Raw genomic sequence first — 11,449 nt, forward strand, 5'->3', positions numbered from 1 at the left:
AACACCTGAAACGTGTTTAGCATGAAAAACCTGCTTAACGTACCGCCAGAATCCGTGGCGTAATAAAGACAACCAGTTCACGGCGTTCATTATCTTTCCCGTCGCGACGAAACAGACGCCCCAGCACCGGGATATCGCCAAGCAGCGGGACGCTGTCACGGGCGGTTTTGTTTTTCTGCGAAAAGATGCCGCCCAACGCTAACGTCTCGCCGCTGCGAACTTCCACCAGGGTCTCTATCTCTTGTTTATCGATGGCCAGCGCCTCGCCATTATCCTGCTTCAGCACCTGACCCGGCGTATTTTCGCTGATCCTCAGCTTCAGCCGCACTCTCCCCTGCTGCAGCACCGTCGGCGTCACCTCCATGCCCAGCACGGCCTCTTTAAACTCCACCGACGTGGCGCCGCTTTCACCGCTGGAAACCTGATAGGGGATCTCGCTCCCCTGCTTGATGCTGGCGGGCTGCATATGCGAGGCCAGCAAACGAGGGCTGGCGATAATATCGACCTGCTGCTTGCGCTCCAGCGCGGAAAGTTCCAGTTCGAGTAAGCGACCGTTAATCTTGCCGATGTTAAACCCCGCACGGGTGCTGGCATCGTTCACCGACATATCGCTGCTCAGGGTGGTGATTTGTCCTGATCCCGGTGAGCCTCCGGCCTCCGCCAGCCGCCACTTCACCCCCAGCTCGCGAAGGCTGGTTTCGCTCATCGACACGATATGAGCGGCCAGCTCCACCTGTCCGACGGGCAAATCCATCTCCTGCGCCCAGGCTTTCAACGCCGGCAGATGCCGGGCATCATCGCGGATCAGCAGACGGTTGGTCCGTTTGTCCGCCATCAGGTGCCCCCTGGCGCTCAGCAACTTACCGCCCGTTTTAGCCAGCTCCTCGGCATCGGCATAGTGCAGGGTCACGTTCTCGGCCTGCAGGGGCAGGTTCTGCAGGCGTTTCTCCTGTTCCGCTTCACGCTGCGCCTGATTCGCCTTTTGCCAGGCCTGGGTATGCGCGTAGATGACCGTCCCCTGCTGTTGCAAAGAGAGGCCTGCGCTATCCGCCACCGCCCGCAGCGCCTGGGTCCAGGGGACCGTTTGCAGACGCAGGGAGAGCGTGCCGCTAACGTCCGGCGCCACAACAAGGTTCTTGTGGTTCATTTCGGCCAGCGCTTGCAGCACATGAGCCACAGGCGCGTCATCGACCACCAGCGAAATTGTCTTTTCATTTCGGGCGGCGCCCGCCGCCAGCGGCAGCAGCAGTAGCAGAAGGCTTATCCATCGCATCATATTGTTTCCCTTCACGTTGCCAGCGCCACGCTGGCGGTTCACACCCCGCAGGCGTGGCGATCTCCAGCTCACCGGTCGTCAGCCGGCTCACCCGCCAGCCCGTGGGCAATTGATCATCCATGCGCACCCGCCGCCATTTGCCGCTCCCGTCCTGCAGAAACCCCGTCCAGCCTGCGCCATCCCCGGCCGCGCCGCCATAGCGCCATTGTGATAACTGCACCGTGCGGCAGGGATCCTCTACCGGCTGAAAAGGATCGCGCTCGGCCGCCAGCAGCGACAGCGGCAGCCACAGTAAAGCCCAGCGTTTACGTCCCATCTTCCGCCTCCAGTTGCAAACGCAGGCGGAGCACCTGCGCCTCACGCTCCAGCGAGAACGATCGCGGGTTCATCCCGCAGCGCGCCAGCCAGGAAAAAAACGCGGGCAGCGTCTGCCAGGGCAGGGTCAGCTCCATCTCGCCCCCGCTACCCTGAGGTCGCCAGGCGATAAGCTTCACCCCGGCAAGCGGAATGGCTATCGGCGAAAACGGCTGCTTGTCGATGCCCTCCACTGGGATTTCACCGGCGGGTATGCGCAATGCCATCACCCGACGCCATTGCATCTGCAGGACGGGGTCGCGGGACACTGCCGCCAGCGGCGGCCCGTCAGCGCACCAGAGCGTAACGCCGAAGCCCAGCCCCCCCATCGCGAACAGGGTCAGCAGCACCGCCTGGCTGCGCCGGCTGCTAATCCACATCGGCACGCTCTTCTGCAAGGGTAAAACTGAACTGCCAGCGTCCCTCGGCGTCGCGCTGCGTTCCGCCCGCTTTTGCCGGCGCGAATCCCGCCACATTGGTCAGAATGCGCTCCAGTCCGGCCAGCGCCTGAAGGTTGAGAGCCAGGCCGTTCACGGTCAGAACCGCGCCCTGGTAATCCAGCCGCGTCAGCCACGCCTGCGCGGGCAGATCTGCCGCCAGCGCCAGCAGCCTGGGTTGCCAGGCGGCGATCGCCGCTCTACGCCGTTGCTGTTGACGATGACGCTGGTGCTGCTGCCACGCCTCGCGCATTGGAAGCTCGCGCTGTTTAAGCGAGGCGAGCAACTGCGCGTCGGCCGTCGCGTGGAGTGTCGCCAGGGCGAGATGCTGCAGACGGACCGTGCGACATACCTGCAGGATCATCAATCCCAGCAGCATAATTCCGGTAGCAATCAGCAGGATGAAGCGCAGGCGCTGGCGCCGCCGCAGGTCGCGCCAGGGGAGAAGATTAACGGCATGCGTCATGGTGTTCACTCCCCAGCGCCAGCCCAAGGGCGATAGCGTAGCGATCGCCATCGACCGGCAGAGGAGGCTGCCGGCGGTGAATGACCTGCCAGACATCTAAGTTGCTGGCCTCGTCGCCAGCGTCAGCGCACAGACGCAAAGGAACCTGAAGCTGCTCCGCCAGCTGGCTTAACGACTTCACCTCATCGCAGGTGACACAACCCCAGGCCTCCTGCGTCGCCCATAGCCAGTGATTTTCATCCCGCCACGCGAGGCCCTGCGACTGCGGGTTCAGCAAGGGGACAAACGCGCCGAGCGCGCTGGCATCCGGCACGATGGCCGCTACCCGCAGTCGTAGCCGTCCTGCCAGCGCCCGCAGGACATTGATGTCCAGCCGCTGCGCCGCCGTGACCTGCCAACCGTCATCCCGCGAGGTGGGAGCATAATCAATGCTTAAGGAGGCGGCGGGCATCGCCAGTTGCTGGGTCATCGCGCTGGCTATCCACGTCGCCTGTTCACGATCCCGCAGGGCGAACTGGGGATAAGGCAGGCGCTTTTGCAGCGTGCGAACGGCGGGGAAAGCGATACTGACCTGATGCTGCACCGGTAGCTCCCGCCGCCAGGCGCTAAGCTGTGCGCCAAGGGCGCTGACGTCCACCACCATCCCCTGCCGTACCAGGCCTGGCGGCAGCGGAATACGCCACCAGCGGCGCAGCGCCCAGTGTGAGCGTTCATGCAATAGCGCGACAATGGCGATGCTATCCTGCTGGATATGCATCCCGATCCGCCAGTTTCTGAAAGCCATGCTTACGATCTCCTTATCCGGCAAAACTGTCCGGCTATATCAATGCACCTGGCTTGCCTTTATACTACCGCGCGTTTGTTTATAAACTGCCCAAATAAAACTAAATGGGAAAACACCGGTGAAGTTCGTAAAGTATCTATTGATCCTTGCAGTCTGTTGCGTACTGCTGGGAGCAGGCTCGATTTTTGGCCTCTACAAATACATAGAGCCGCAACTCCCCGACGTCGCAACCCTGAAGGATGTGCGTTTGCAGATCCCGATGCAGGTCTATAGCGCCGACGGTGAGCTTATTGCGCAATATGGCGAAAAACGCCGTATCCCTGTGACGCTGCAGCAAATTCCCCCCGAGCTGGTGAAAGCGTTTATCGCCACTGAAGACAGCCGTTTCTATGAGCACCACGGCGTCGATCCGGTGGGTATTTTCCGCGCCGCCAGCGTGGCGATGTTTTCAGGCCACGCCTCCCAGGGCGCCAGCACCATCACCCAGCAGTTAGCACGTAACTTCTTCCTCAGCCCCGAGAAGACGTTGATGCGTAAGATTAAAGAGGCCTTTCTGGCTATCCGCATCGAGCAGTTGCTGAACAAAGATGAAATCCTTGAGCTGTATCTGAACAAGATCTACCTCGGCTACCGCGCCTATGGCGTCGGCGCCGCGGCGCAGGTCTATTTTGGCAAACCTATCGACCAGTTGACCCTGAGTGAGATGGCGGTGATTGCCGGTCTGCCGAAAGCGCCTTCTACCTTTAACCCACTCTATTCCATGGATCGCGCGACCGCCCGTCGCAACGTGGTGCTGTCGCGTATGTTGAGCGAGGGGTACATCACCCAGGCGCAATATGATGAGGCGCGCAGCGAAGCGATCGACGCCAGCTATCACGCGCCGAAAATCGCTTTCTCCGCCCCTTACCTGAGCGAAATGGTGCGCCAGGAGATGGTGAATCGCTACGGCGAGCAGGCCTATGAAGATGGCTACCGGGTTTACACCACCATTACTCGCAAGAATCAGCAGGCAGCCCAGCAGGCGGTACGCAATAACGTGCTGGATTACGATATGCGTCACGGCTACCGCGGCCCGGCCAGCGTGCTGTGGAAAGTCGGTGAAACGCCGTGGGAGACGAAAAAAATCATCGACTCGCTGAAGCGTCAGTCTGGCTACGGCCCGCTTTTCCCGGCGGTGGTCACTTCCGCGAATGCCCAGGAGGCCGTCGCGCTGTTGGCTAACGGCGACTCGGTTTCTCTGACGATGGACGGCGTGCGCTGGGCCCGGCGCTTTATCTCGGATACGCAGCAGGGGGCGACCCCGCGTAAAGTCAACGACGTCCTGCAGGCCGGGCAGCAGATCTGGGTTCGTAAAGTGGCTGACGGCTGGTGGCTGTCACAGGTCCCGGACGTCAACTCAGCGCTGGTCTCCATTAATCCGCAAAACGGCGCGATTATTGCTCTCGTCGGCGGGTTTGACTTTAACCAGAGCAAGTTCAACCGCGCCACTCAGGCGCTGCGTCAGGTCGGCTCCAACATTAAGCCGTTCCTCTATACCGCCGCGATGGATAAAGGCTTAACGCTGGCCAGTATGCTCAACGATGTGCCGATCTCGCGCTGGGACGCAGGCGCAGGATCCGACTGGCGGCCGAAGAACTCGCCGCCGCAGTATGCCGGTCCGATTCGTTTACGCCAGGGGCTTGGACAGTCGAAAAACGTGGTGATGGTGCGCGCTATGCGCGCCATGGGCGTTGACTATGCCGCCGAGTATCTGCAGCGCTTTGGCTTCCCGGCGCAAAACATTGTCCACACAGAATCGCTGGCCCTGGGCTCCGCCTCCTTTACGCCCCTGCAGGTTGCCCGCGGATATTCGGTGATGGCCAACGGCGGCTTCCTGGTCAACCCGTTCTTTATCAGTAAGATTGAGAATGATCAGGGCGGCGTTCTCTTCGAAGAACGTCCGAAAATCGCCTGCCCGCAGTGTGATTTACCGGTCATTTACGGTGATACGCCAAAATCCAACGTGCTGGAAAATAAAGATGTGGAAGATGTCGCCACCTCGACGGAACCGCAGAACGGCAACGTGCCGCCACAGCCGCAGCTGGAGCAGGCCAACCAGTCGCTGGTTGCACAGAGCGGCGCCCAGGAATACGCGCCGCATGTGATTAACACGCCGCTGTCGTTCCTGATAAAAAGCGCACTGAACAGCAACATCTTTGGCGAACCGGGCTGGATGGGAACCGGCTGGCGTGCCGGACGCGATCTGCAGCGGCATGACATCGGCGGGAAAACCGGGACCACCAACAGCTCGAAGGATGCCTGGTTCTCAGGCTACGGCCCAGGTGTAGTGACTTCGGTATGGATCGGCTTTGACGATCATCGTCGCGATCTTGGCCGCACCACCGCCTCCGGGGCGATTAAAGATCAGATCTCCGGCTATGAGGGGGGTGCTAAAAGTGCCCAGCCGGCCTGGGACAGCTTTATGAAGAGCGTGCTGGAGGGGGTGCCGGAAGAGCCGTTAACCCCGCCGCCGGGGATCGTCACGGTGAATATCGACCGCAGCACTGGTCAGTTGGCTAACGGGGGCAACAGCCGCGCGGAATACTTCATTGAAGGAACCCAGCCCACGCAGCAGGCGGTCCATGAGGTGGGCACCACCCTGACTGACGGCGGTGGTGAAACCCACGAACTGTTCTGACAAAAAAAGCGCCTGCGGGCGCTTTTTTATTGCTGCTAACGGCGCGCTTTCTCTCAGAGTCGGCCCTGAGCCAGCAGCCACTCGCGCACCAAAAACAGCGCGCTGACGTTACGGGCTTCGTTAAAATCTTCTTCATCCAGCAGCGACATCAGCTGCGCCAGCGGCCAGCGCACCTGCGGCAGCGGCTCAGGTTCATCGCCCGGCAGTGACTCAGGATAGAGGTCTTCCGCCACCAGGATATTCATTTTGCTGGAGAAGTAAGAGGGGGCCATACTGAGCTTCTTCAGAAACGTCAGCTTATTGGCGCCAAAGCCAACCTCTTCTTTCAGCTCGCGATTCGCTGCTTCATCCACGGTTTCACCCGGGTCAATCAGCCCTTTGGAGAAACCCAGCTCGTAGGATTCCGTGCCGACGGCATACTCGCGAATCAAAATAATGTGATCATCAACAATCGGCACAATCATCACCGCTTCACGGGTGGATGGCCGCATACGTTCATAAACGCGACGCACACCGTTGCTGAATTCCAGATCGACGCTTTCGACATTAAAGAGGCGCGAACGGGCGACAGTTTCAACATTGAGAATGGTGGGTTTTTGTAATGATTTGCTCATTGTCATCGGTCTATGCTGTGATTAAGCAGTCATTGTGCGATACGCAACACGCTTTCGGCAATCCAAATCGCTACTTATTTACAGAGTTGTAACCTTTTACCGGCAAAGGGGAAAGTAATAAAGATAAAAAAGTCAATAGCTTGAATTCTGTTTGAGAATTTACCGATTTCTGCGCATTAACGTTTTTGGTAAGCTTATACGTTGCTGCATGACATATTCACTACCCTGTAACCAGGTGCGCCACTAACACTGCAGCTTGACGTTAGTCTTCACGTTCACCGACGATATCGTAAGAAAAAATAACTATGATGGGATGGGCATGGGCACCTTTCTGATTTTCCTTACAGCTCTGCTAATCTGCGTATTGCTCATCGGATGGTGGTACCGCGCTCACGCCAGACGCCGACGCCTTCCTCTACTGCACGCCTTTAGCGACGCCACTACGCGGCCGCTTCCTGCCGATGAGCGTCAGGCTATCGAAAAGTATCTTGCGGAGCTCAGTCGCACCCTGCAGGTCCCGGCGTCCGGCGCAACGACCGCACCCGTCGCTTTGGCGCTGAATGAACAGAGTGATACGGTCTACGCGGTGACGCGAGCCATCACTCGCTACGGGATCACTACCGACGCGCCGAATAAATGGCGCTACTTTCTCGATTCGGTGGAAGTCCATCTGCCGCCGTTCTGGGAACAGCATATCAACGACGAAAACAGCGTTGAGCTGATCCCCACCGACAGCCTGCCGCTGGTTATCACCCTTAACGGACATAGCCTGAGCGACTATCGTCAGGAGGCGCAAAGCTACGCCCTGGAACGCGCATCGGCCACCCAGGCCTCCATTCGCGGCGAAGAGAGCGAACAGGTAGAGCTACGGCAGATCCGTCGGGAAAGTCGGGAAGAACACGCCCTCAACCGGCCGGATGGGCTGCGCGAAGCGATCCTGATCGTCGCCTCCTTCCTGTTCTTTTATTTCAGCCTGATTGGGCCAGCCGTTTTTACCCCCTGGCTGGTGGCCGCGGGGGTACTGCTTCTCGCCGCTGGCGTGGGGGGGATCTATGCCCCGCCGCGCCGCGCCGCGTTGCGCGAAATTCACTGCCTGCGGGGCGTTCCCAAACGCTGGGGTCTGTTTGGCGAAAACGATCAGGAACATATCAATAACATTTCGCTGGGTATTATCGATCTCATCTATCCGCGCCACTGGCAGCCATGGATCGCCCAGGACCTGGGACAGCAGACCGATATTGATATCTATCTCAACCGTCACGTGGCCCGCCAGGGACGCTACCTGTCGCTCCATGATGAAGTGAAAAACTTCCCGCTACAGTACTGGCTGCGCAGCGCGATTATCGCCGCCGGCGCGCTGGTAGTGGTGATCATGCTGTGGGTCAGCGTACCGCTAAATATGCCGTTTAAGTTCACCCTGTCGTGGTTGAAGGGCGCCCAGACGATTGAAGCGACAACCGTCGACCAGCTGGCAAAAGCCCATGTGCGCATTGGCGATACGCTGCGCCTGACAGGCACCGGGATGTGTAATATCCGTACGCCGGGTAGCTGGTCGGCCAAAGAGGATTCGCCGTTCCTGCCTTTCGATTGTTCACAGATTGTATGGAACGACGCCCCTCCTCTGCCGCTGCCGGAGTCTGATATTGTCAGCAAAGCGACCGCCCTGATGCAGTCCGTCCAGCGCCAGCTGCACCCGGAAACCGACGATGACTCCCGCGTCAGCCCGGCGCTGCGCTCCGCGATTCAGAAATCAGGCATGGTGCTGCTGGATGATTTCGGCGATATCGTCCTGAAAACCAACGATCTCTGCTCGGCAAAGGATGACTGCCTGCGCCTGAAAAACGCGCTGGTCAATCTCGGGAATACCCGTAACTGGGAGGCATTAACCAAGCGCGCCACCGCCGGAAAACTGGACGGCGTGAACGTGCTGCTGCGCCCTGTCAGCGCGGAGTCGCTGGAGAATCTGGTGACCACTTCCACCGCCCCCTTTGTAATGCGTGAAACTTCGCGAGCCGCGCAGGCGCTAAACAGCCCGGCGCCCGGCGGTTTCTTGATCGCCAGCGATGAAGGCAGCGTGCTGGTCAATCAGCCGTGGCCGGCGGTGAGCCTGTATGATTATCCGGCACATGAGCAGTGGAGCGAGCTGCGGCGGCTGGCCGGTATGCTCATGCATACCCCTTTCCACGCCGAAGGGATCGTCACCAATCTGTTTACCGACGCCAACGGCACCCAGCATGTCAATCTGCACCGCATCCCCGACCGCAGCGGACTGTGGCGCTATCTGGGCATTACGCTGCTGCTGTTGTCGATGCTGGGGTGCATGGCTTACCACGGCGTACAGGCGCTGCGTCGTTATCAACGCCATCGCCAGCGTATGGAAGAGATTCAGAAATATTACGAAAGCTGCCTGAACCCGGTACTGCTCCCCGCGTCTGACCCGCAAGATTAATTTTCCCGGCGACAGGGTATGATACCCTGTCGCCCATTTTCTGCTCGCTGGAGAGTCATCATGCATTTTGATATCGCCTGGCAGGAGGTTGATACCGTTCTGCTGGATATGGACGGCACGCTCCTGGACCTCGCTTTTGACAACTATTTCTGGCAAACGCTGGTGCCTGAAACCTGGGGAGCCGCCCGCGGCCTCAATCTGCAGGAGGCGAAAGACGCCATGCGCCAGGAGTATCACGCCGTGCAGCATACGCTAAACTGGTATTGTCTGGATTACTGGAGCGAGCGCCTGGGTTTGGATATTTGTGCGATGACCAGCGAACAGGGTCCGCGCGCCACGCTGCGCGAGGATACGGTGCCGTTCCTTGATGCGCTCAAGGCCTGCGGTAAGCGACGCATTCTGTTGACCAATGCCCATCCCCACAATCTGGCGGTGAAGCTCAAACACACCGGCCTGGATGCGCACCTTGATTTATTACTTTCCACCCACACATTTGGTTATCCGAAAGAGGATCAGCGCCTGTGGCGCGCCGTGGCGGAGGAGACTGGCCTTGAGGCCCATAAAACGCTGTTTGTCGACGACAGCGAGGCGATTCTGGATGCCGCGAGGGAATTTGGCATTCGTTACTGCCTGGGCATTACCAATCCCGACTCCGGGCTGGCGGAAAAGCAGTATCTGCGCCACCCAGGATTGAATGATTACCGGCGACTGATCCCTTCGCTTACCCCGAAGGAGAGGCGATGAAAGAGAAGCCCAGCGAAACCGTCAGACTGGACAAATGGCTTTGGGCCGCCCGCTTTTACAAGACCCGCGCGCTGGCGCGGGAGATGATTGAAGGCGGCAAGGTGCATTACAACGGACAACGCAGCAAACCCGGGAAAATTGTCGAGCTGGACGCCATGCTGACGCTGCGCCAGGGCAATGACGAGCGTACGGTACGGATTGTCGGTATTACCGAACAGCGCCGCCCGGCAAGTGAAGCCGTCGCCCTGTATGAAGAGACGGCGGAAAGTATCGAGAAGCGTGAAAAAGTGGCCCTGGCGCGCAAAATGAACGCCCTGACCATGCCGCACCCTGACAGACGTCCGGACAAGAAAGAGCGCCGCGACCTGATGAGATTTAAACACGGCGAGAGTGAGTAACTCGCGCCAGAAAGAGAGATGATTATGACTCAACACGATCAATTACATCGTTATCTGTTTGAAAACTATGCCGTACGCGGCGAGCTGGTGACGGTGTCGGAAACCCTGGAACAGATTCTGGCCAATCACACCTATCCACAGCCGGTGAAAACGGTGCTGGCGGAGCTGCTGGTCGCCACCAGCCTGCTGACCGCGACGCTGAAGTTTGCTGGTGATATTACCGTTCAGCTGCAGGGCGATGGCCCTTTACAGCTGGCGGTGATCAACGGCAATAACCAGCAGCAGTTGCGTGGCGTCGCGCGCGTGCAGGGCGATATTGCGGACGATGCGGATCTGAAAACGATGGTCGGCAACGGCTATCTGGTCATTACCATCTCCCCGAAAGAGGGTGAACGTTATCAGGGTGTGGTCGGTCTGGAAGGCGATACGCTGGCCGCCTGCCTGGAAGATTACTTCCAGCGTTCAGAGCAGCTGCCGACGCGCCTCATCATTCGCACCGGGGAACATGAAGGTCAGCCGATGGCCGGTGGGATGCTGCTGCAGGTGATGCCGGCGCAGGATACCCAGACGACCGACTTCGAGCACCTGGCGACGCTCACCGAGACCATCAAGGCGGAAGAGCTGTTCACCCTGCCGGCGAACGATGTGCTGTGGCGCCTGTACCATGAGGAAGAGGTCACGGTCTACGAGCCGCAGAGCGTCGAGTTCAAATGTACGTGTTCTCGTGAACGCTGCGCTGGCGCGCTGAAGACCCTGCCGGATGAAGAGATAGATAGCATCCTCGCCGATGAAGGCGAGATTGATATGCACTGCGACTACTGCGGTAACCACTATATCTTCAATGCTATGGATATTGCCGAGATCCGTAATAACGCCTCTCCGGCCGACCCACAGGTCCATTAATCCCCGCGTCTTCCACAGGTACAGGGTGGCGATGTTGTTCGTCGCCTTGTGCCTGACTTTTATTTATTCACGAGTTGAATCGATTTTCCCTGAAAGAGTTACGTAATTTTATTCCAGGAAAGCGATTACATTCACAATTCAGTAGTTTTTTTAATTACTTTTTAACCATTAATAAACATCTACCCCAACATCCGTCCATTTCCTGAGATAATCCACTTCACTTCGTGACAGGAGTCACCGTTTTTTTCGTCATTCTGAGGAATGTCGAGATACGTAAATCTATGAGCCTGGTCGCGGTCAATACCCGGTAAGAAACCCTACAATTTACAGCAGTACATCTTGGCTAA

At 58.6% G+C, this 11,449-nt stretch carries 11 protein-coding genes; 5 read left to right on the forward strand and 6 right to left on the reverse strand.

Annotated elements, in window-relative coordinates:
* Positions 1–34 precede the first annotated feature (34 nt).
* Genes hofQ through NKJ21_RS09390 form a run of 5 tightly spaced genes read right to left on the reverse strand, consistent with a single transcriptional unit; the run spans position 35 to position 3,317 of the window.
* Positions 35–1,276, reverse strand: coding sequence for a DNA uptake porin HofQ (hofQ, locus tag NKJ21_RS09370; protein WP_080929129.1), 1,242 nt, complete (start codon positions 1,274–1,276; stop codon positions 35–37).
* Positions 1,212–1,592 carry a HofP DNA utilization family protein gene (locus tag NKJ21_RS09375; protein WP_080929128.1) on the reverse strand — a complete coding sequence of 127 codons (381 nt, stop codon included), beginning with the start codon at positions 1,590–1,592 and terminating at the stop codon, positions 1,212–1,214. Before NKJ21_RS09375 ends, hofQ begins: the two co-directional genes overlap by 65 nt.
* Positions 1,582–2,010, reverse strand: coding sequence for a hypothetical protein (locus NKJ21_RS09380; protein ID WP_023323339.1), 429 nt, complete (start codon positions 2,008–2,010; stop codon positions 1,582–1,584). Before NKJ21_RS09380 ends, NKJ21_RS09375 begins: the two co-directional genes overlap by 11 nt.
* Positions 2,000–2,533, reverse strand: coding sequence for a PilN domain-containing protein (locus tag NKJ21_RS09385; protein WP_012540413.1), 534 nt, complete (start codon positions 2,531–2,533; stop codon positions 2,000–2,002). The genes NKJ21_RS09380 and NKJ21_RS09385 overlap by 11 nt, the downstream gene beginning before the upstream one ends.
* The gene (locus NKJ21_RS09390; protein WP_012967139.1) at positions 2,517–3,317 is read right to left on the reverse strand and encodes a hypothetical protein; all 801 of its coding nucleotides are present in this window, start codon (positions 3,315–3,317) and stop codon (positions 2,517–2,519) included. The genes NKJ21_RS09385 and NKJ21_RS09390 overlap by 17 nt, the downstream gene beginning before the upstream one ends.
* A 118-nt stretch (positions 3,318–3,435) precedes the next feature.
* Between NKJ21_RS09390 and mrcA the strand changes: the two genes are divergently transcribed.
* The gene (gene mrcA / locus NKJ21_RS09395) at positions 3,436–5,994 is read left to right on the forward strand and encodes a peptidoglycan glycosyltransferase/peptidoglycan DD-transpeptidase MrcA (RefSeq protein WP_008807011.1); all 2,559 of its coding nucleotides are present in this window, start codon (positions 3,436–3,438) and stop codon (positions 5,992–5,994) included.
* A gap of 53 nt (positions 5,995–6,047) precedes the next feature.
* Here mrcA and nudE read toward each other — a convergent pair whose 3' ends face one another.
* On the reverse strand, positions 6,048–6,608 hold the full coding sequence (nudE, locus tag NKJ21_RS09400) for an ADP compounds hydrolase NudE (RefSeq protein ID WP_012967138.1): 561 nt from the start codon (positions 6,606–6,608) through the stop codon (positions 6,048–6,050).
* Between the two features lie 319 nt (positions 6,609–6,927).
* Between nudE and NKJ21_RS09405 the strand changes: the two genes are divergently transcribed.
* Genes NKJ21_RS09405 through hslO form a run of 4 tightly spaced genes read left to right on the forward strand, consistent with a single transcriptional unit; the run spans position 6,928 to position 11,102 of the window.
* Complete coding sequence (locus NKJ21_RS09405) at positions 6,928–9,057, forward strand: intracellular growth attenuator family protein (RefSeq protein WP_049009486.1); 2,130 nt, start codon at positions 6,928–6,930, stop codon at positions 9,055–9,057.
* A 60-nt stretch (positions 9,058–9,117) separates the two neighbouring features.
* Positions 9,118–9,801, forward strand: coding sequence for a GMP/IMP nucleotidase (yrfG, locus tag NKJ21_RS09410; RefSeq protein WP_004181456.1), 684 nt, complete (start codon positions 9,118–9,120; stop codon positions 9,799–9,801).
* Positions 9,798–10,199: a ribosome-associated heat shock protein Hsp15 gene (hslR, locus tag NKJ21_RS09415; RefSeq protein ID WP_008807008.1), complete on the forward strand. Its 402-nt coding sequence runs from the start codon at positions 9,798–9,800 to the stop codon at positions 10,197–10,199. The genes yrfG and hslR overlap by 4 nt, the downstream gene beginning before the upstream one ends.
* A gap of 18 nt (positions 10,200–10,217) precedes the next feature.
* A complete protein-coding gene (gene hslO / locus NKJ21_RS09420) occupies positions 10,218–11,102 on the forward strand; it encodes an Hsp33 family molecular chaperone HslO (protein ID WP_008807007.1) in 885 nt (294 codons plus the stop codon).
* The last annotated feature ends 347 nt before the right edge of the window (positions 11,103–11,449 follow it).

Origin of the sequence: Klebsiella sp. SWET4, from assembly GCF_024296565.1 — a bacterium.
Classification (GTDB): Bacteria; Pseudomonadota; Gammaproteobacteria; order Enterobacterales; family Enterobacteriaceae; genus Klebsiella; species Klebsiella variicola.